The 20,620-nt window shown below is 69.7% G+C and carries 13 protein-coding genes; 10 read left to right on the plus strand and 3 right to left on the minus strand.

Features of this window, described 5'->3' with window-relative positions; genetic code table 11:
- Positions 1-4 precede the first annotated feature (4 nt).
- From mtrA to SAVERM_RS26145, 6 genes are all read left to right on the plus strand, one after another.
- A complete protein-coding gene (mtrA, locus tag SAVERM_RS26120; RefSeq protein WP_010986468.1) occupies positions 5-694 on the plus strand; it encodes a two-component system response regulator MtrA in 690 nt (229 codons plus the stop codon).
- A 1-nt stretch (position 695) separates the two neighbouring features.
- Complete coding sequence (mtrB, locus tag SAVERM_RS26125; RefSeq protein WP_010986469.1) at positions 696-2,774, plus strand: MtrAB system histidine kinase MtrB; 2,079 nt, start codon at positions 696-698, stop codon at positions 2,772-2,774.
- Positions 2,764-4,596 carry an LpqB family beta-propeller domain-containing protein gene (locus SAVERM_RS26130; protein WP_010986470.1) on the plus strand — a complete coding sequence of 611 codons (1,833 nt, stop codon included), beginning with the start codon at positions 2,764-2,766 and terminating at the stop codon, positions 4,594-4,596. Before mtrB ends, SAVERM_RS26130 begins: the two co-directional genes overlap by 11 nt.
- Before the next feature lie 153 nt (positions 4,597-4,749).
- Positions 4,750-5,622, plus strand: coding sequence for a ComF family protein (locus tag SAVERM_RS26135; RefSeq protein ID WP_037651677.1), 873 nt, complete (start codon positions 4,750-4,752; stop codon positions 5,620-5,622).
- Between the two features lie 315 nt (positions 5,623-5,937).
- On the plus strand, positions 5,938-6,630 hold the full coding sequence (hpf, locus tag SAVERM_RS26140; protein WP_037651645.1) for a ribosome hibernation-promoting factor, HPF/YfiA family: 693 nt from the start codon (positions 5,938-5,940) through the stop codon (positions 6,628-6,630).
- A gap of 205 nt (positions 6,631-6,835) precedes the next feature.
- Positions 6,836-7,582: a response regulator gene (locus SAVERM_RS26145; RefSeq protein WP_010986473.1), complete on the plus strand. Its 747-nt coding sequence runs from the start codon at positions 6,836-6,838 to the stop codon at positions 7,580-7,582.
- Positions 7,583-7,609: 27 nt separating this feature from the next.
- Here SAVERM_RS26145 and SAVERM_RS26150 read toward each other — a convergent pair whose 3' ends face one another.
- Together SAVERM_RS26150 and SAVERM_RS26155 are read right to left on the minus strand one after the other, a co-directional pair.
- Positions 7,610-8,812, minus strand: a complete 1,203-nt coding sequence (locus tag SAVERM_RS26150) for a winged helix-turn-helix domain-containing protein (protein ID WP_010986474.1) — start codon at positions 8,810-8,812, stop codon at positions 7,610-7,612.
- 63 nt (positions 8,813-8,875) lie between these two features.
- Positions 8,876-9,445, minus strand: a complete 570-nt coding sequence (locus tag SAVERM_RS26155) for a GNAT family N-acetyltransferase (RefSeq protein WP_010986475.1) — start codon at positions 9,443-9,445, stop codon at positions 8,876-8,878.
- A 234-nt stretch (positions 9,446-9,679) separates the two neighbouring features.
- Here SAVERM_RS26155 and secA point away from each other — a divergent pair, with 234 nt between their 5' ends.
- On the plus strand, positions 9,680-12,499 hold the full coding sequence (gene secA / locus SAVERM_RS26160) for a preprotein translocase subunit SecA (RefSeq protein WP_010986476.1): 2,820 nt from the start codon (positions 9,680-9,682) through the stop codon (positions 12,497-12,499).
- A 194-nt stretch (positions 12,500-12,693) separates the two neighbouring features.
- Here secA and SAVERM_RS26165 read toward each other — a convergent pair whose 3' ends face one another.
- Positions 12,694-13,176, minus strand: a complete 483-nt coding sequence (locus tag SAVERM_RS26165; protein ID WP_037651642.1) for an Rv3235 family protein — start codon at positions 13,174-13,176, stop codon at positions 12,694-12,696.
- A 365-nt stretch (positions 13,177-13,541) separates the two neighbouring features.
- Here SAVERM_RS26165 and SAVERM_RS26170 point away from each other — a divergent pair, with 365 nt between their 5' ends.
- The 3 genes from SAVERM_RS26170 to SAVERM_RS26180 all read left to right on the plus strand — a co-directional run bounded on the left by SAVERM_RS26170 (position 13,542) and on the right by SAVERM_RS26180 (position 20,553).
- Positions 13,542-14,057, plus strand: coding sequence for a DUF6912 family protein (locus SAVERM_RS26170; RefSeq protein WP_010986478.1), 516 nt, complete (start codon positions 13,542-13,544; stop codon positions 14,055-14,057).
- Between the two features lie 145 nt (positions 14,058-14,202).
- On the plus strand, positions 14,203-14,877 hold the full coding sequence (locus tag SAVERM_RS26175) for an HAD family hydrolase (RefSeq protein ID WP_010986479.1): 675 nt from the start codon (positions 14,203-14,205) through the stop codon (positions 14,875-14,877).
- Positions 14,878-15,615: 738 nt separating this feature from the next.
- A complete protein-coding gene (locus SAVERM_RS26180) occupies positions 15,616-20,553 on the plus strand; it encodes an NAD-glutamate dehydrogenase (protein ID WP_010986480.1) in 4,938 nt (1,645 codons plus the stop codon).
- Positions 20,554-20,620 lie beyond the last annotated feature (67 nt).

The following is a 20,620-nucleotide window of genomic DNA, read 5'->3' on the forward strand; positions in this document are numbered from 1 at the left end:
TGGGATGATGTCGTTTATGAAGGGACGAGTCCTTGTCGTCGATGACGACACCGCACTGGCCGAGATGCTCGGCATTGTGTTGCGTGGTGAAGGTTTTGAGCCGTCTTTTGTAGCCGACGGCGACAAGGCGCTGGCCGCTTTCCGTGAGTCCAAGCCCGATCTTGTGCTCCTGGACCTGATGCTGCCCGGCCGGGACGGTATCGAGGTGTGCCGCCTGATCAGGGCGGAGTCCGGGGTGCCGATCGTGATGCTCACGGCCAAGAGCGACACCGTCGATGTCGTGGTGGGCCTGGAGTCGGGCGCGGACGACTACATCGTGAAGCCGTTCAAGCCAAAGGAGCTGGTGGCCCGTATCCGGGCGCGGCTGCGGAGGTCCGAGGAGCCGGCGCCCGAGCAGCTCGGCATAGGTGACCTGGTCATCGATGTGGCGGGTCACTCCGTGAAGCGGGACGGGCAGTCGATCGCGCTGACGCCGCTGGAGTTCGATCTGCTGGTGGCGCTGGCCCGCAAGCCGTGGCAGGTGTTCACGCGTGAGGTCCTGCTCGAGCAGGTCTGGGGCTACCGGCACGCGGCGGACACCCGCCTGGTCAACGTGCATGTACAGCGGCTGCGCTCCAAAGTCGAGAAGGACCCGGAGCGGCCGGAGATCGTGGTGACCGTCCGTGGCGTCGGTTACAAGGCCGGACCGAGCTGACATGTCCCGGGACAGTGCCGCTTCGGCACCCGGACAGCCGGGGGCCCGTTCGGGGCGGCCTGTCGGCCGAAAGATGACGGGCTCTCGCTGGGGACGGTTCATGGAGGGCGGGCTGCTGCAGGGCGGAGTCCAGGGCAGCCCGGTCCTCCGGCTCGTCATGCGCTGGGTGCGTCGTCCGCTGCTGCCCGTGATGCGGCTGTGGCGGCGCAACATCCAGCTCAAGATCGTCGTCACCACGTTGCTGATGTCGCTGGGCGTGGTGCTCCTGCTGGGCTTCGTGGTCATCGGGCAGGTGCGCAACGGTTTGCTGGACGCCAAGGTGAAGGCATCCCAGAGTCAGGCCGTGGGCGGGTTCACCGTCGCCGGGCAGAGGGCCGACAGCACGGCGAGCGCGAGCGGCGGGGACGAAAACGCCGGAGCGGCCGGCACCCCCGTGCAGAACGTCAGCGGTTGGATGACTGACCTGGTGGCCTCGCTCTCCAGCGGCGGCCAGGGCGCCTTCGACGTCGTGACGCTCAGCACCAGGGCCGCGGACAACGAGAACAGGGGTCTGGGGCCGCGCGCGTCGGGCGGCGTCGAACCCAGCCTCAGCGTGCCGGAAGGCCTGCGGAAACGCGTCGACGCCGGCTTGGGCGTGGCCCAGAGCTACACCCGCATCGTCTACACCGATCACGGCCGTGAGGCGCAGCCGGCGCTGATCATCGGCAAGCAGGTCAACGACCCCAACGGCGACCCTTACCAGCTGTACTACCTCTTCCCGCTCACCCAGGAGGAGAAGTCGCTCAGCCTGGTCAAGGGGACACTGGCGACGGCGGGCCTGTTCGTCGTGGTGCTGCTCGGGGCCATCGCCTGGCTGGTGGTGCGCCAGGTGGTCACGCCGGTACGGATGGCTGCGGGGATCGCCGAGCGGCTGTCCGCCGGGCACCTGCAAGAACGTATGAAGGTCACGGGCGAGGACGACATCGCGCGCCTCGGCGAGGCTTTCAACAAGATGGCGCAGAACCTTCAGTTGAAGATTCAGCAGCTGGAGGACCTCTCGCGGATGCAGCGGCGGTTCGTGTCGGACGTGTCGCACGAGCTGCGTACGCCGTTGACGACCGTGCGGATGGCGGCCGACGTCATCCATGAGGCGCGCGTGGACTTCGATCCGGTGACCGCGCGGTCCGCGGAACTGCTCGCCGACCAGCTGGACCGGTTCGAGTCGCTGCTCGCGGATCTGCTGGAGATCAGCCGCTTCGACGCGGGCGCGGCGGCGCTGGAGGCGGACGCGATCGACCTGCGGGAGGTCGTCCGGCGGGTCGTCAGCGGGGCCGAGCCGCTCGCCGAGCGGAAGGGCACGCACATACGTGTCGTCGGTGACCAGCAGCCCGTGGTGGCCGAGGCGGACGCCCGGCGCGTCGAGCGGGTGCTGCGCAATCTCGTGGTCAACGCCGTGGAGCACGGTGAGGGCAAGGACGTGGTGGTCAAGCTCGCCGCTGCGGGCGGCGCGGTCGCTGTCGCGGTGCGTGACTACGGGGTGGGGCTCAAGCCCGGCGAGGCGACCCGGGTGTTCAGCCGTTTCTGGCGGGCGGATCCGGCACGCGCGCGTACCACCGGTGGTACGGGCCTCGGGCTGTCCATCGCCTTGGAGGACGCCCGGCTGCACGGCGGCTGGTTGCAGGCATGGGGTGAGCCGGGCGGCGGTTCGCAGTTCCGGCTGACGCTGCCGCGGACCGCGGACGAGCCGCTGCGGGGATCCCCGATACCGCTGGAGCCCAAGGACTCGCGGCGTAATCGTGGACTTAATGGTGCCGGTCTGCCGCTCGGCGGCTCCGGCAAGCTCGCCACGGTGCCCGTCCAGCCCGCCGGTGAGAACGCGCCGCCGCAGATGCCCCCGCGCGCGCCCATGGCGCCGCGGCTGGCGACGGCGACCCCCACAGCCGACCCCACCGCGCTGCCCGGTAACGGCGCGCGGGTGGTGCCGCGGCCCGCGGGCGGCGCACGCAAGCAGAACGACACGCCCCCGGCGAGCGGGGGACGGAGCACACAGGAGCCGCCCGAGAGCGGCAGCGGGCAAGGGGAGGCATTTCGTGGGCGCTGAGGGGGGCGGCCGACGGCGCGCGCTGCGGCTGGGGGCGTACGTCGGCTGTGGTGCCGTGCTGCTGACGGGGTGCGCCTCGATGCCGGACAGCGGGGATCTGCGGGGTGTCGAGTCGACGCCCCGGCAGGACGCGCAGGTCCGGGTGTTCGCGATGCCGCCGCGTGAGGATGCCGCGCCCGCTGAGATCGTCCAGGGTTTCCTGGAGGCGCTGACCAGCGACGACCCGCAGTATGAGACGGCGCGGGAGTACCTCACCGGCGATGCCTCGAAGCAGTGGCGGCCCTACAAGTCCACCACCGTGCTCGCCGACGGGCCGAATCCCGAGCCGGAGCGCACGAGGAACCGGGAGACCGGCGACGACTTCGCGTACACGCTGACGGGCAGCAGGCTCGCCAAGGTGGACGGGCAGCACGCGTATGCGCCGGACTCGGGTGACTACACCGGGACGGTGCATCTCACGCTGCAGCGGAAGACCGGGCAGTGGCGCATCGACGCGCTCCCGCAGGGCGTGGTGATGGGCAAGTCCGACTTCGAACGCAACTACAAGTCCGTCAACAAGTACTACTTCGCCTCGAACGTGCCCGCCGGGACGAGCGGTCAGCTGGGCACCGTCGCGGACCCGGTGTACGTACGCGGCAAGGTGGACCCGGTGACGGCGATGGTCACCGAGCTGCTGAAGGGCCCCACGCGCTGGCTGGCGCCGGTGGCGAGGTCGAGCTTCCCCACCGACACGGGGCTGAAGAAGGGCGTCACGTCGCTGGCGCCCGACGACCAGAACAAGCTGACGGTGCCGCTGAACAAGAAGGCCGACCGCGTCGGACGGGCGCAGTGCACCAAGATGGCGGCCCAACTTCTGTTCACGCTCAAGGATCTGACGCCCACGGGTGTGGACGAGGTGGAGCTGCAGCGGTCCGACGGGTCCACGCTGTGCGATCTCGGGGAGGCCGAGGCCGAGAGCATCGCCTCGCACGGCACGGGCAAGTCGGGCGAGTACGAGTACTTCATCGACGGCGAGCAGCGGCTCGTGCGGTTGTCCGGCAGCAGCAACGGCAAGGACCCGGATCCGGTGCCTGGGGCGCTGGGTGAGGGTGCCAAGAAGCTGCGCGCTGCGGCGGTCTCGCGTGACGAGGTCACCGCGGCCGGGGTCTCGTTCGACGGGAGCTCGCTGTACGTCGGGTCGCTGGTGTCGGGTGCCTCGCTCGGCGAGGCGGTCGTGCACAGTGCGGGCACGACCGAGAAGGACCGGCTGACGACTCCCAGCTGGGACGGCGGAGGTGACCTGTGGGTGGCCGACCGGGACCCGGCGAAGTCCCGGCTGCTCCTGTTGCAGAAGGGCTCGGGCGAACCGCTGGAGGTGCGCACGCCCAGGCTCGACGGGCGCATCGACGCCGTACGAGTGGCTGCCGACGGCGTGCGGATCGCGCTGATCGTGGAACGGGACGGCAAGACGTCTCTGCAGATCGGACGTATCGAGCGGGAGACCAAGGCCGATGAGCGCGCCGATGTGTCGATTCTCGAACTGCACTCCGTGACACCGCAGCTGGAGGAGGTCACGGCCATGTCGTGGGCCGGGGACAGCCGGCTCGTGGTGGTCGGGCGCGAGAAGGGCGGTGTGCAGCAGATGCGGTACGTCCAGGTCGACGGCTCCACGCCGTCGGGCTCGGCGCCCGCCTCGCTGACCGGCGTGCAGCAGATCGCGGCGTCCGAGGACGAGCGGCTGCCGCTGGTGGCGTACTCGGAGGACGGGATCGTACGGCTGTCGTCCGGAGCGCAGTGGCAGAAGGTCATGAAGGAGGGGACGGCTCCGGTCTATCCGGGCTGAGCCCCGTTGTCCCAGGTGAGAGGCCATTCGAGGCTTCCGCGTCACAGGCCGTCCCCCGTGTGGGTGACGGCCTGTGGCGATGGTGGCCGGTTGTCCACAGGGAGTTGTCCACAGGTCTGGCAGGACAGCGCGGGCATTGGCACAGTGGTGGGCATGCGGGGGTGGTGGCAGGACCTCACGGATCTGGTGCTGCCGGCCGAGTGCGGAGGCTGCGGCAAGCCTCGTACGGTGCTCTGCCCGGAGTGCCGTGCCGCCCTTCACGGGGCCGCGCCGTGCCGGGTGCGACCGGAGCCGGAGCCGTCGGGGCTGCCTGTCGTGCACGCGTCGGCGGCGTACGAGGGCGGGGTGCGGGCGGCGCTCCTCGCGCACAAGGAACGCGGTGCGCTGGCGCTGGCAGGACCGCTGGGGACGGCTCTGGCGGGGGCTGTGCGGGCGGGGCTGGGGTCTGCGAGGCCCTGGTGCGGGGACGGGCCGGTGCGGCCCGGAGGCGGCGTCGTGCGGGAGTCCGTGCTGCTGGTTCCGGTGCCGTCGTCGCGGCGGGTGGTGCGGGCGCGGGGGCATGATCCCGCGCGGCGGATCGCGCTCGCGGCGGCGGGAGAGCTGCGGCGGGCCGGGACGGTGGCGCGGGTGGCGGCCGTGCTGCGGCAGCGGCGGTTCGTGGCAGACCAGTCGGGGCTCAACGCCCGGCAGCGGCTGGCGAATCTCGCGGGCGCGCTGGAGGTGGCCGCCGGGGGCGCCCGGCTGCTGGCCGGTGGGGGGCGGGTCGTGCTCGTCGACGACCTGATGACGACCGGCGCTTCGCTGGCGGAGGCGGCCCGCGCGGTGCGGGCCGCGATGGCGGACACGCAGGTGTACGGAGAAGGAACGCGGGAAACAACGGGAGAACGGATGGTGGGAGCGACAGTGACGGAGCCGGAGCGGACAGAAGCCGTACGGAGAATGGCGCGTACGAGCGATGCCGGAGACGGGGTCCGAGCAGCCGTTGTCGCAGCTTCTCCGGACGCTTTCGAAATAAACTGGAACTGACCACGAACTTGCATCGTTGCAGGTAACCAGAGGGTAATTTCACCTGAACGGAGGTACGCCGCGGTAGAGGGTGACGACATCCGTCCAGGCGAGATATGTTCGGTTGTGAGGGAATGGCACAGCCCGCACCTCGCATATCCGAATGCCGTGCCGCGGGTTTTCTGCAATCACCCGCACCGGTGGGGTGGAGATCTCGCCCACGGGGGAGGAGGAGGTGGACGTCACCGAGTCCGAGGTTCCGGTGCTCACCGGGGCCTGGTGCAAAAGGGAGATGCTCCGCCAGGGATGCGGAGTGATCCGGGAACGGAGTTCTGCGTGGACATCGTCGTCAAGGGCCGCAAGACCGAGGTGCCCGAGCGGTTCCGCAAGCACGTGGCCGAGAAGCTGAAGCTGGAGAAGATCCAGAAGCTCGATGGCAAGGTGATCAGCCTCGACGTCGAGGTGTCCAAGGAGCCCAACCCCCGGCAGGCCGACCGTTGCGACCGAGTGGAGATCACGCTCCGCTCCCGCGGACCGGTGATCCGGGCGGAGGCAGCGGCCAGCGATCCGTACGCGGCGCTCGACCTGGCGGCGGACAAGCTCGAAGCCCGGCTGCGCAAGGAGCACGACAAGCGCCACACCCGCCGCGGTGCGGGCAGGCTCTCCGCCGCGGACGTCGCCGACACCGTTCCGGGCGCAGCGACGCTGAACGGGAGCGGCGGCATCGTCAGTGAGGCGGAGTCGGACGGTATCCCGACCAAGAAGATCGGCTCGCTCGAGGTCAAGGGCGAAGGCCCCCTCGTGGTCCGCGAGAAGACCCACGTTGCTTCCCCGATGTCGCTCGACCAGGCGCTCTACGAGATGGAGCTGGTCGGGCATGACTTCTATCTGTTCGTCGACTCCGAGACCAAGGAGCCCAGTGTCGTCTACCGGCGGCACGCATACGACTACGGCGTCATCCACCTCAGCACGGACCCGATGGTCGCCCAGGCGCAGTCGGCCGACGCGGGCGGTGCACTCGGCGGCTGACCTCGCCGGCTGACAACTGGATCGGTGCCCCTGGAGTGCGTGTGCGCCCCCAGGGGCACCGGTGTGCGCCCCGTTCGCACCGCGGTCTGTCACCGCACTGTCGTCCGGGCATGGAATCATGGCCGCACCGGCCCAACCGGTGGGCCGTTGCCTTGGGTTGGCGATGGCACAGGACTACAGGCCACAGCCTTCAGGGGGAGGAACCATGGCGGACAGCTTCGGACCGATGCGGGACGACGATGCCGACGGCGGCGTCGTCGGCATGGGCCCGGACGCGGACTCTCCGGGCAAGGAGCCCATCCGAGTCCTTGTCGTGGACGACCACGCCCTCTTCCGCCGCGGTCTGGAGATCGTGCTCGCGGCCGAGGAGGACATCCAGGTCGTCGGAGAGGCCGGCGACGGCGCGGAGGCCGTGGACAAGGCCGCGGATCTGCTGCCCGACATCGTGCTGATGGACGTACGGATGCCCAAGCGCGGCGGGATCGAGGCGTGCACCTCCATCAAGGAGGTGGCGCCCAGCGCGAAGATCATCATGTTGACGATCAGCGACGAAGAGGCCGATCTCTACGACGCGATCAAGGCGGGCGCGACCGGTTATCTCCTCAAGGAGATCTCCACGGACGAGGTGGCCACGGCCATTCGCGCGGTCGCCGACGGGCAGTCGCAGATCAGCCCTTCCATGGCGTCGAAACTCCTCACCGAGTTCAAGTCGATGATCCAGCGGACGGACGAGCGCCGTCTGGTGCCCGCGCCGCGGCTCACGGACCGCGAACTGGAAGTCCTCAAGCTGGTCGCCACCGGGATGAACAACCGCGATATCGCGAAGGAGCTGTTCATCTCCGAGAACACCGTGAAGAACCATGTGCGCAACATCCTGGAGAAGCTGCAACTGCACTCCAGGATGGAGGCGGTGGTGTACGCGATGCGGGAGAAGATCCTCGAGATCCGGTAGCGGCACCCGACAGGCGTTCGCCCGGGGTCATCCCAGGGTGCGGGCCAGTTCCCTGACGAGGGGCTCGCGCAGTTCCGGGATGTCCACCCGCTCCACTCGTACGTCCGTGCAGTCCACCCAGGTCGCGGCCTCCACCAGGGCCTGCGCCACTCCCGGGACCGCCGTGGGGCCGTCCAGGGTCACCTGCTTGGCGACCAGGGTGCTGCCTTCGCGCGCGGGGTCCACGCGGCCGATCAGCTGCCCGCCCGCGAGCACCGGCATCGCGAAGTAGCCGTAGATCCGCTTCGGCTTCGGGACGTATGCCTCCAGGCGGTGGGTGAAGCCGAAGATCCGCTCTGTGCGCGCCCGCTCCCAGACCAGGGAGTCGAAGGGGGACAGGAGCGTCGTGCGGTGGCGGCCGCGCGGGGCCGTCTCCAGCGCCGCCGGGTCCGCCCAGGCCGGCTTGGACCAGCCCTCGACCGCCACCGGCACCAGACCCGAGTCCGCGATCACCGCGTCGAACTGCTCGCCCTTGAGACGGTGGTAGTCGGCGATGTCCGCGCGTGTGCCCACGCCCAGGGACTGGCCCGCGAGGCGGACGAGACGGCGCAGGCACTCGGTGTCGTCCAACTCGTCGTGCAGCAGCGTCTTTGGGACGGCACGCTCGGCCAGGTCGTACACCCGCTTCCAGCCGCGGCGCTCGACGCACACCACCTCGCCGTACATGAGCGCGCGCTCCACGGCGACCTTCGTGCCCGACCAGTCCCACCACTCGCTGGTCTTCTTCGCGCCGCCCAACTCGGTCGCGGTGAGCGGGCCTTCCGTGCGGAGCTGCTTGATGACCTGGTCGTACGTGCCGTCCGGCAGCTCGTGGTTCCAGTGCGGGCGGGCGCGGTAGGCGCGGCGGCGGAAGGCGAAGTGGGGCCACTCCTCGATGGGGAGGATGCAGGCCGCGTGCGACCAGTACTCGAACGCGTGGGGGTGTGCCGGGGAGGCGTCGGCGGATGCGGTGGTCCAGTACGCCCGCTCGACCGTTTTGCGGCCCACCGCGCCCAGGCGGGCGTACGGGATCAGCTCGTGCGAGCGGGCGAGCACCGAGATCGTGTCGAGCTGGACCGCTCCGAGGTGGCGGAGCACGCCGCGCACGCCCGCCCTACGGTCGGGGGCGCCCAAAAATCCCTGCGCGCGCAGGGCGATGCGGCGGGCGTCGTCAGCGGAGAGTTCGGCGGTGGGGCGCGGCAGGCTCGGCATGGTCACACGGTAGGGGGTGGCACTGACAATGGGGGCTGAGCTGGGGAGACGGGGATCCGGGCCCTAGCGCGGCGTCGGAAGGTACGGCGCTGTCGACGGCAGTCCCAGGTCCGACGGCAACAGGGAGCCGACCCAGCAGTCCCGCCGTACTCCCTTGTTGTTGATCGCTGAGCGGAGGGTGCCCTCGATCGTGAAGCCGGCGCGTTCGGCCACTGCGCGGGAGCCCGTGTTGCCCACTTGCGCGCGCCATTCCACGCGGTCGATCGACATCCGGGTGAACGCCCAGTGGGAGGCGGCGAGGACGGCCTCGGTGATGTAGCCGTTGCCGCGGTGCTCCTTCGTCGCCCAGAAGCCGACCTCGCTCACGCCGAGGGCGCGCATGGAGAGGGCGAGCATGCCGGCCAGTTCGCCGGAGGGGAGGAAGACGCCGAACGTGAACATGGAGCCGTTCGCCCAGCCTTCGGGCACCAGCTGATCCGTGAAGCTCGCCGCGTGCTCCGGAAGGTAGGGCGACGGGATCGTGGTCCAGCGCTGGATCTCGGGGTCCTGGGCTGCCTCGTACACGGCGTCGGTGTCCTGGGTGCCCACGGTGCGCAGGACAAGACGATCGGTGGTCAGCGTGGCGGGTTCCATCGCCCGATTCTGCTCCGGGCGTGACGAGCGGCGCCATCGTTTTGCGCTGTGTCAGGGCGTCGTCACTTTTCGTGCTGTCGACGCGGCACCTTCCGCCACGCCCGCCCGTTGTCCTAGTGGCTGTCAGCGGCAGACCTCCCGGCGCGGCGGGGTCCTCGCTTACGATGGCCGTTGCTCAGTCATGTCAATGGAAACCAACCGTCCCAGGCCCGACCGGCAAGGAGACCAACCCCCGTGTCCGTCCTCTCAAAGATCATGCGTGCAGGCGAAGGCAAGATCCTGCGCAAGCTGCACCGCATCGCGGACCAGGTCAACTCCATCGAAGAGGACTTCGTCGACCTCTCCGACGCCGAGCTGCGGGCCCTCACCGATGAGTACAAGCAGCGGTACGCCGACGGCGAGAGCCTCGACGACCTGCTGCCCGAGGCGTTCGCCACCGTCCGCGAGGCGGCCAAGCGCGTTCTGGGCCAGCGGCACTACGACGTGCAGATGATGGGCGGCGCCGCGCTCCACCTCGGCTATGTCGCCGAGATGAAGACCGGTGAGGGCAAGACGCTCGTCGGCACCCTGCCCGCGTATCTGAACGCGCTCTCCGGAGACGGCGTCCACCTCATCACGGTCAACGACTACCTGGCCGAGCGCGACTCCGAGATGATGGGCCGCGTCCACAAGTTCCTGGGTCTGAGCGTCGGCTGCATCCTCGCCAACATGACGCCGGCCCAGCGCCGCGAGCAGTACGGGTGCGACATCACGTACGGCACGAACAACGAGTTCGGCTTCGACTACCTGCGCGACAACATGGCGTGGTCCCAGGACGAACTGGTGCAGCGCGGCCACAACTTCGCGGTCGTCGACGAGGTCGACTCCATCCTCGTCGACGAGGCCCGTACGCCGCTGATCATCTCCGGACCGGCCGACCAGGCCACCAAGTGGTACGGCGACTTCGCCAAGCTGGTCACCCGCCTGAAGAAGGGCGAGGCGGGCAACACCCTCAAGGGCATCGAGGAGACCGGGGACTACGAGGTCGACGAGAAGAAGCGCACCGTCGCCATCCACGAGTCCGGTGTCGCCAAGGTCGAGGACTGGCTGGGCATCGACAACCTCTACGAGTCGGTGAACACGCCGCTGGTGGGCTACCTGAACAACGCCATCAAGGCCAAGGAGCTCTTCAAGAAGGACAAGGACTATGTCGTCATCGACGGCGAAGTCATGATCGTCGACGAGCACACCGGCCGTATCCTCGCCGGCCGCCGCTACAACGAGGGCATGCACCAGGCGATCGAGGCGAAGGAAGGGGTGGACATCAAGGACGAGAACCAGACGCTCGCCACGATCACCCTGCAGAACTTCTTCCGCCTCTACAACAAGCTCTCCGGCATGACCGGTACGGCGATGACCGAGGCCGCCGAGTTCCACCAGATCTACAAGCTCGGCGTCGTCCCGATCCCGACGAACAAGCCGATGGTCCGCAAGGACCAGTCGGACCTGATCTACCGCACCGAGGTGGCCAAGTTCGACGCGGTGGTCGACGACATCGCGGAGAAGCACGAGAAGGGCCAGCCGATCCTCGTCGGCACCACCTCGGTCGAGAAGTCCGAGTACCTCTCGCAGCAGCTCTCCAAGCGCGGCATCCAGCACGAGGTGCTGAACGCGAAGCAGCACGACCGTGAGGCGACGATCGTCGCCCAGGCCGGCCGCAAGGGCGCCGTGACGGTCGCCACGAACATGGCCGGCCGTGGTACGGACATCAAGCTCGGCGGCAACCCCGATGACCTCGCCGAGGCGGAGCTGCGCCAGCGCGGCCTCGACCCCGAGGAGCACATCGAGGAGTGGGCCGCGGCGCTGCCCGCCGCCCTGGAGCGGGCCGAGAAGGCCGTCAAGGCCGAGTTCGAAGAGGTCAAGGAACTCGGCGGTCTCTACGTGCTGGGCACCGAGCGCCATGAGTCGCGGCGTATCGACAACCAGCTGCGCGGTCGTTCCGGCCGCCAGGGCGACCCCGGTGAGTCCCGCTTCTACCTCTCCCTGGGCGACGACCTGATGCGGCTGTTCAAGGCCCAGATGGTCGAGCGCGTGATGTCGATGGCGAACGTCCCCGACGACGTGCCGATCGAGAACAAGATGGTCACGCGCGCGATCGCGTCCGCCCAGTCGCAGGTCGAGACGCAGAACTTCGAGACCCGCAAGAACGTCCTCAAGTACGACGAGGTCCTCAACCGGCAGCGCGAGGTCATCTACGGCGAGCGCCGCCGCGTCCTGGAGGGCGAGGATCTGCAGGAGCAGATCCACCACTTCATGGACGACACGATCGACGCCTACATCGAGGCGGAGACCGCCGAGGGCTTCGCCGAGGAGTGGGACCTCGACCGGCTGTGGGGCGCCTTCAAGCAGCTCTACCCGGTGAAGGTCACCGTTGATGAGCTGGAGGAGGCGGCCGGCGACCGTGCCGGTCTGACGGCCGAGTTCATCTCCGAGTCCATCAAGGACGACATCCACGAGCAGTACGAGCAGCGTGAGACGCAGCTCGGCTCCGAGATCATGCGTGAGCTGGAGCGCCGGGTCGTTCTGTCGGTCCTCGACCGCAAGTGGCGCGAGCACCTCTACGAGATGGACTATCTCCAGGAGGGCATCGGCCTGCGCGCGATGGCGCAGAAGGACCCGCTGGTCGAGTACCAGCGCGAGGGCTTCGACATGTTCACCGCCATGATGGACGGCATCAAGGAGGAGTCCGTCGGCTACCTGTTCAACCTGGAGGTCCAGGTCGAGCAGCAGGTCGAGGAGGTCCCGGTCGAGGACGAGAAGCCTTCGCTGGAGAAGGAGGACGCGGTGCCGGCGCAGGCGGGCGCCCGTCCGGAGATCCGCGCCAAGGGGCTCGAAGCCCCGCAGCGGCCGGACCGGCTGCACTTCTCCGCGCCGACCGTGGACGGCGAGGGCGGCATCATCGAGGGCGACTTCAGCAGCGACGACGACGAAGAGCCCGTGCGGTCCGAGGCGGACGGCCTCACGCGTGCGGAGCGCCGCAAGCAGTCCAAGGGCGGGCGGCGCCGCAAGAAGTGACGTCGGCCGGGGCTCTGCCCCCGGCGGGTCGGCAGTGACGTGGCGGTTCTGAGGGCCGGGCACCTGTGGGTGTCCGGCCCTCTGCGTTGCGCGTCGCCGGCCCGTGTTGCCGCTTCGGCGCGTTGCTTCGGCGCGTTGCTTTCTGTTCGTCGCTTCTGTTTGTCGCTTCTGCTCGTGGTCCCTGGCCGGGGTTCCTAGTCGTCGTCCATGTGCGGCATGCGGGGACCGCCCAGTTCCACCGCCGTGCAGCGCCAGCGGTTGTCGGGCCCGTACTCCAGGCGGAACGCCATCGCGCGGAGCTGGTCGCCAGCGCCGATGCGCGCGAAGGCCTCGATCGCTCCGGGGCGCGGGACGTAGTAGCCGATGTCGCGGACGACCGGGTTGGTGCCGCGGGCGCGCAGGGGGCCGCGTTCGGCCAGCCAGGCCAGTTCGTCGTAGGCGCGGCCCGCGGTGTGGCGGAGCATGCTGTGCACCGGTCGGCGGCCGCTCAGGACGGAGAGGAGCCGGTCGGCGAAGAGGTCGGTGGGGCGGGGGTGCGGGGCGCCGGCCGACGCCGTCCGCGGCGGGCTGCCGCCGGGGGCCGTACGCCGTGGTGTGCTGCCCGGGCGACGGGTGTCGTGGCGGACGGGCGGGCGGATGCCCGGGTGGCGCTTCGTCCTGGTCATCACCTTGTTCATGCGGTGTCCCCGTTCCGTGAGCGGTTGAGCGGTCCGCGAGCCCGGTTGATACCGGGCGGTAACTTCGCGTTGGGGATCTTGTACGGGGCGGGGGACGGGTGCTGCAAGGACGGCGGGTGCGCGCCGGAGCGGCCGGAATCTTCACCTATCAGAGTGAGTGGCGGGGGCGAAAACCTTGGCGTTCCTGGGGCGCACCGGGTGATCCACGGGGCCGTGGGTGGACGCCCCGGAGGGTGCGGGGCGGGACCCGAAAGGGGACTCGCGCACGTATCCTGGGGTGACTGCCGGGGCGCGGGAACGATCTCCTCGGAGCCCTCCCCACGGGCCTTCCGGCCGCCCCTTACCGACTACGAAAGCGGCTCGCCATGCGCGTCTACGTCCCCCTGACCCTCTCCGGTCTCGCCGAGGCGTACAAGACGGGTGAGCTGGGAGCGGGACCGTTCGTCGCGTACGCCGTCACGCCCGCGTTGCGCGAGTGGTACCTCTCCGAGGACATCGAGGAGCTGGAGTACGCGGCGCTGAACCGGGCCGCGCTCGCCTCCCTGCGGCTGCTGGCGGCGGACCCCGGTGCCGTGCGGCGCCGGGTCGTGGTCGCGGTCGACGTGGCCGACGGCGCGGCGAGCGCCGACCCGGACCTGGGGCTGGACCCGGCGGCGCTCGGCGAGGTGCGGGTCGCCGGGGCCGTACCGCTGGCCAAGGCGGCCGCGGTCCATGTCGACTCCGGCGACGCGGAGGCGGACGTGACCGCCGCCGTGGAGGCGCTGGCCGCGGCGGACGGCGGGGACGACGCCGCGCAGTTCGTCGTGGACGGGGCCGAGGACCACGAACTGCTCTGGTACGCCAGGCAGGAGATCCCGAACCTCGTGGGGCTGGAGGGCTGAGGGGGCCTGCGGGGCGCGGGAGCAGGAGCTGGAGGGGCCTGCGGGGACAGGCCGAGGGCGGTCCGGGGGCGGGGCGCACGGGCATTCGCAGTCGGTCCGACGTGCGCCGACCTTGATTGTCAGTGGGGGCGGGTACGTTCTTGGTATGGGGATGCACGGAGCAGCGCACATCGTCTGGGACTGGAACGGGACCCTGTTCCATGACAATGCGGCGATCATCGGGGCGACGAACGCGGCGTTCGCGGAGTTGGGGCTCGAGCCGATCACGCTCGAGCGGTACAGGGCGCTCTATTGCGTGCCGGTGCCGAAGTTCTACGAGCGGCTGATCGGGCGCCTGCCGACGGACGCCGAGTGGGAGATCATGGACGAGATCTTCCACCGGTACTACGCGGAGCACAGGGTCGGTTGCGGGCTCACCGAGGGAGCGGCGGAGCTGCTCGTGGAGTGGCAGTCGGCGGGGCACAGCCAGTCGATCCTCAGCATGTACGTCCATGACGAACTGGTCCCGCTGGTACGGGGATTCGGGATCGAGCCGCACTTCATACGCGTCGACGGGCGGACCGGCCCCTCCGGCGGCAGCAAGGCCGAGCACATGGTGCGGCACATAGGCGCGCTCGCGGGCGTCGCGGGCGTCGATCCGGCGCGCACGGTGGTGATCGGGGACGCGGCCGACGACGCGGTCGCCGCTCTGCACGTCGGTGCGCAGGCAGTCCTCTACACGGGCGGCTCCCACAGCCGCGCCAGCCTCGAAGGAGTCGGTGTGCCCGTGGTGGACACGCTGGCGGAGGCGGTCGAGGAGGCCGGCCGACTGGCGGCGTGACGCCGTCCGGCGTGCGGCTGCTGCGGGAGGGCGAGGCCAGGGGCGAGGGCGAGGGTGTCAGCACCCTCGCCACAGGTAGGCAGCCGCTGGATGTGCCAGGCGAGCACTGTCATCACGTTGCGGTGCGTTGCGGTGCGTTGCGGCGTGAGGCCTCACGCCACGACCGGACGCGATGCCTCGCGACTGCACACGCCCGATGCCGTGTGCCCCAGCCCCTCGACGGTCGCCGTGCCCCCGCCAGGCGCCACCAGGCCCCGCCCTCCCGGACGGCCAAAACGTGACGGCAGCGCTCAGAACGTGACCACAGGACCTAGTGGGAAAACCGCTCCTCCGCCCCTGTGCAGAACGTCAAAGTTCCACCCCCGCTTTTGTACACATACGGCTCATGACGGGGCCCCCGTCGGGAGCGATAGCCTTGTGGCGTGATCAGCGCGATATCTCGCGGGGGCATTGGCGCCCCTGCCCCGCGCCCGGTGAGCACGGACGACATCCGTGACCGGGCGGTCGCTGGTCTCCGCGGGTGGGACGGCATGCTCGGGGTACCTGGGCCGATGGCGTTGCCGAGAGCAGCGTCACAGCCGCCGCAGGTGCCGAGAATGGCCGATAACCCCCCGCTCATCTCTCCATGCGGCATAGCGTCGGACCAGACCGGACACCCCGCGTCACGGCGTTACGTCGGAGAAGAGACCGTACTTTCTTCTACGTCACGCAACGGCGCGCGACAGGAGCCAGAGGACAATGCAGACCAAGCTGGACGAAGCAAAGGCCGAGCTGCTCGAGAGGGCTGCTCGCGTAGCTGAGAACAGTCCGGTCGGGGGGCACCTACCGACTGGAACGACGGGCGACGGAATCCCGGACCGGGACACCGTGCTCGCGTTCCTCCGGCGCTACTACCTGCACACCGCCCCGGAGGACCTTGCCGACCGCGACCCGGTCGATGTCTTCGGAGCCGCCTTCTCGCACTACAGGCTGGCCGAGAACCGCCCACAGGGCACGGCCAACGTGCGGGTCCACACGCCGACCGTCGAGGAGAACGGCTGGACGTGCAGCCACTCCGTCGTCGAGGTCGTGACCGACGACATGCCCTTCCTCGTCGACTCGGTCACCAACGAGCTGTCGCGGCAGGGGCGCGGCATCCACGTCGTCATCCACCCCCAGGTCGTCGTACGCCGCGACCTCACCGGCAAGCTGATCGACGTCCTCGCCCCGCCGCCCGCCGGGGAGCTGCCGCACGACGCGGCGCTCGAGTCCTGGATCCATGTCGAGATCGACCGCGAGACCGACCGCGCCGATCTGAAGCAGATCACCGCCGACCTGCTGCGCGTCCTGTCCGACGTTCGTGAGGCCGTCGAGGACTGGGAGAAGATGCGCGACGCGGCGCTGCGCATGGCCGAGGAGCTGCCCAAGGAGCCGACCGCCGACGACCTGCGTGACCAGGAGGTCGAAGAGGCCCGCGAGCTGCTGCGCTGGCTGTCGGCCGACCACTTCACCTTCCTCGGCTACCGCGAGTACGAGCTGCGGGGCGACGACTCGCTGGCCGCCGTACCCGGCACCGGGCTCGGCATCCTGCGCTCCGACCCGCACCACGCCGGTGACGACAGCCACCCCGTGAGCCCCTCCTTCGAGCGGCTGCCCGCCGACGCCCGCGCCAAGGCCCGCGAGCACAAGCTGCTCATCCTCACCAAGGCCAACAGCCGGTCGACCGTGCACCGCCCGTCCTACCTCGACTACGTCGGCGTGAAGAAGTTCGACGAGAACGGCGAGGTCATCGGGGAGCGGCGGTTCCTCGGACTGTTCTCGTCCGCCGCCTACACCGAGTCCGTGCGGCGCGTGCCGGTCATCCGGCGCAAGGTCGAGGAGGTCCTCAAGGGGGCCGGCTTCTCGCCCAACAGCCACGACGGCCGCGACCTGCTCCAGATCCTGGAGACCTACCCGCGCGACGAGCTGTTCCAGACGCCCGTGGACGAGCTGCGTTCCATCGTCACCTCCGTGCTGTACCTCCAGGAGCGTCGGCGGCTGCGGCTCTACCTGCGCCAGGACGAGTACGGGCGCTACTACTCGGCCCTCGTCTACCTGCCCCGCGACCGCTACACCACCGGCGTGCGCCTGCGGATCATCGACATCCTCAAGGAGGAGCTCGGCGGCACCAGCGTCGACTTCACGGCCTGGAACACCGAGTCGATCCTGTCCCGGCTGCACTTCGTGGTCCGGGTCCCGCAGGGCACCGAGCTGCCGCAGCTGTCCGACGCCGACAAGGAGCGCATCGAGGCGCGGCTCGTGGAGGCCGCCCGTTCCTGGGCCGACGCCTTCGCCGAGGCACTGAACGCGGAGTGCGGCGAGGAGCGCGCCGCCGAGCTGCTGCGTCGCTACGGCAACGCCTTCCCCGAGGGCTACAAGGCCGACCACACGCCGCGCGCCGCCGTCGCCGACCTGGTGCACCTGCAAAAGCTCACGAGCGACCAGAGCAAAGACTTCGCGCTCAGCCTGTACGAGCCGGTGGGCGCCTCGCCCTCCGAGCGCCGCTTCAAGATCTACCGCACGGGTGAGCAGGTCTCGCTGTCCGCGGTCCTGCCCGCACTCAACCGGATGGGCGTCGAGGTCACCGACGAGCGCCCGTACGAGCTGCGCTGCTCGGACCGTACGACCGCCTGGATCTACGACTTCGGGCTGCGTCTGCCCAAGTCCGCGAGCGGCAACGGGGACTCCCTCGGCGACGACGGCCGTGAGCGGTTCCAGGAGGCGTTCGCCGCCACCTGGACCGGCGAGGCCGAGATCGACGGCTTCAACGCCCTCGTCCTGAGCGCCGGGCTCAACTGGCGGCAGGCGATGGTGCTGCGCGCGTACGCCAAGTACCTGCGCCAGGCCGGTTCCACCTTCAGCCAGGACTACATGGAGGACACCCTCCGTAACAACGTCCACACCACCCGGCTGCTGGTGAGCCTCTTCGAGGCGCGGATGTCCCCGGACCGCCAGCGGGCCGGCGTCGAGCTGACCGACGCCCTGCTGGAGGAGCTGGACGCCGCCCTCGACCAGGTCGCCTCGCTGGACGAGGACCGGATCCTGCGGTCCTTCCTCACGGTGATCAAGGCGACCCTGCGGACCAACTTCTTCCAGGAGGCGCTCGGCGGCAAGCCGCACGAATACGTCTCCATGAAGTTCGACCCGCAGGCCATCCCGGACCTCCCGGCGCCGCGTCCGGCGTACGAGATCTGGGTGTACTCGCCGCGCGTCGAGGGTGTGCACCTCAGGTTCGGCAAGGTCGCGCGCGGTGGTCTGCGCTGGTCCGACCGGCGTGAGGACTTCCGCACCGAGATCCTCGGCCTGGTCAAGGCGCAGATGGTGAAGAACACCGTCATCGTGCCGGTCGGCGCGAAGGGCGGCTTCGTCGCCAAGCAGCTGCCCGATCCGTCCGTGGACCGGGACGCGTGGCTCGCGGAGGGCATCCGCAGCTACCAGACCTTCATCTCCGCACTGCTCGACATCACGGACAACCTGGTCGCCGGCGAGGTCGTGCCCCCGGCGGACGTCGTACGGCACGACGAGGACGACACCTACCTCGTGGTCGCCGCAGACAAGGGCACGGCGACGTTCTCGGACATCGCCAACGAGGTCGCCGAGTCGTACAACTTCTGGCTCGGGGACGCCTTCGCCTCCGGCGGCTCGGCGGGGTACGACCACAAGAAGATGGGCATCACGGCGCGCGGTGCCTGGGAGTCCGTGAAGCGGCACTTCCGGGAGCTGGGCGTGAACACCCAGACCGAGGACTTCACGGTCGTCGGCGTGGGCGACATGTCCGGTGACGTGTTCGGCAACGGCATGCTGCTGTCCGAGCACATCCGGCTGGTGGCGGCCTTCGACCACCGGCACATCTTCATCGACCCGAAGCCGGACGCGGCGACGTCGTACGCCGAGCGGCGCCGGCTGTTCGAGCTGCCGCGCTCGTCGTGGGCCGACTACAACACCGAGCTGCTGTCGGGCGGGGGCGGGATCTTCCCCCGTACCGCGAAGGCGATCCCGGTCAACGCGCACATCCGTGAGGCCCTCGGCATCGAGGCCGGCATCACCAAGATGACCCCGGCCGACCTGATGAAGGCGATCCTCAAGGCGCCGGTCGACCTGCTGTGGAACGGCGGCATCGGCACATACGTCAAGGCGAGCACGGAGTCGCACGCGGACGTCGGCGACAAGGCCAACGACGCCATCCGCGTGGACGGCGCCGACCTGCGCGTCGACGTCGTCGGCGAGGGCGGCAACCTCGGACTGACCCAGCTCGGCCGGATCGAGTTCGCGCGCAGCGGCGGGCGGATCAACACCGACGCCATCGACAACAGCGCGGGCGTGGACACCTCCGACCACGAGGTGAACATCAAGATCCTGCTCAACGCCCTGGTCACGGAGGGCGACCTCACCGTCAAGCAGCGCAACAAGGTGCTCGCCGAGATGACCGACGAGGTCGGCCACCTGGTGCTGCGCAACAACTACGCGCAGAACGTGGCGATCGCCAACGCGCTCGCCCAGTCCCCGGACATGCTCCACGCCCAGCAGCGCTTCATGCGTCACCTGGTGCGCGAGAAGCACCTCGACCGGGCCCTGGAGTTCCTGCCCAGCGACCGGCAGATCCGTGAGCGGCTGAACGCGAGCCAGGGCCTGACCGGTCCGGAGACGGCCGTCCTGCTCGCGTACACGAAGATCACGGTCTCCGACGAGCTGCTCGGCACCTCGCTGCCCGACGACCCGTATCTGCAGAGCCTGCTGCACGCGTACTTCCCGACGGCGCTGCGCACGAAGTTCCGCGAGCAGATCGACACGCACGCGCTGCGCCGCGAGATCGTGACGACCGTCCTGGTCAACGACACGGTCAACACGGGCGGTACGAGCTTCCTGCACCGGCTGCGGGAGGAGACCGGCGCCTCGCTGGAGGAGATCGTCAGGGCGCAGACCGCGGCCCGTGCGATCTTCGAGTCGAGCGCGGTGTGGGACGCGGTCGAGGCGCTCGACAGCCAGGTCGACGCGGACGTCCAGACCCGGATCCGCCTGCACTCGCGTCGCCTCGTCGAGCGCGGTACGCGCTGGCTGCTCAACAACCGGCCGCAGCCGCTCCAGCTCACCGAGACGATCGCGTTCTTCAAGGACGGGGTCAAGCAGGTCTGGGACGAGCTGCCCAAGCTGCTGCGCGGCGCGGACCAGGAGTGGTGGCAGAAGATCTACGACGAGCTGACGGCGGCCGGCGTGCCGGACGAGCTCGCCACGCGCGTGGCCGGCTTCTCCTCCGCCTTCCCGGCGCTCGACATCGTCTCGGTGGCCGACCGCATGGGCAAGAACCCGATGGCCGTCGCCGAGGTGTACTACGACCTCGGCGACCGTCTGAGCATCACCCAGCTCATGGACCGCATCATCGAACTGCCGCGCTCCGACCGCTGGCAGTCCATGGCCCGCGCGGCGATCCGCGAGGACCTGTACGCGGCCCACGCGTCGCTCACCGCCGACGTCCTGGCGGTCGGCAACGGCACCTCCACGCCCGAGCAGCGCTTCAAGGCGTGGGAGGAGAAGAACGCGGCGATCCTGGGCCGCGCGCGGACGACGCTGGAGGAGATCCAGGGCTCGGACGCGTTCGACCTGGCGAACCTGTCGGTGGCGATGCGGACGATGCGGACGCTGCTGCGGACGCATTCGTAGGTCCCGCGTAGGTACGACGCGTACGACGACGGGGGCGCCCCGGGCCGGACCGGCCCGGGGCGCCCCC

This window comes from Streptomyces avermitilis MA-4680 = NBRC 14893, assembly GCF_000009765.2.
Classification (GTDB): Bacteria; Actinomycetota; Actinomycetes; order Streptomycetales; family Streptomycetaceae; genus Streptomyces; species Streptomyces avermitilis.

Bases quoted from the DNA above. Each gene is read 5' to 3' on its own strand.
- mtrA (WP_010986468.1), top strand. From the start codon at position 5: ATGATGTCGTTTATGAAGGGACGAGTCCTTGTCGTCGATGACGACACC.
- SAVERM_RS26165 (WP_037651642.1), bottom strand. From the start codon at position 13,176: ATGAACAAGGTGATGACCAGGACGAAGCGCCACCCGGGCATCCGCCCG.
- SAVERM_RS26150 (WP_010986474.1), bottom strand. From the start codon at position 8,812: ATGCCGAGCCTGCCGCGCCCCACCGCCGAACTCTCCGCTGACGACGCC.
- SAVERM_RS26135 (WP_037651677.1), top strand. From the start codon at position 4,750: ATGCGGGGGTGGTGGCAGGACCTCACGGATCTGGTGCTGCCGGCCGAG.
- SAVERM_RS26170 (WP_010986478.1), top strand. From the start codon at position 13,542: ATGCGCGTCTACGTCCCCCTGACCCTCTCCGGTCTCGCCGAGGCGTAC.
- mtrB (WP_010986469.1), top strand. From the start codon at position 696: ATGTCCCGGGACAGTGCCGCTTCGGCACCCGGACAGCCGGGGGCCCGT.
- SAVERM_RS26145 (WP_010986473.1), top strand. From the start codon at position 6,836: ATGGCGGACAGCTTCGGACCGATGCGGGACGACGATGCCGACGGCGGC.
- SAVERM_RS26155 (WP_010986475.1), bottom strand. From the start codon at position 9,445: ATGGAACCCGCCACGCTGACCACCGATCGTCTTGTCCTGCGCACCGTG.
- SAVERM_RS26175 (WP_010986479.1), top strand. From the start codon at position 14,203: ATGGGGATGCACGGAGCAGCGCACATCGTCTGGGACTGGAACGGGACC.
- SAVERM_RS26180 (WP_010986480.1), top strand. From the start codon at position 15,616: ATGCAGACCAAGCTGGACGAAGCAAAGGCCGAGCTGCTCGAGAGGGCT.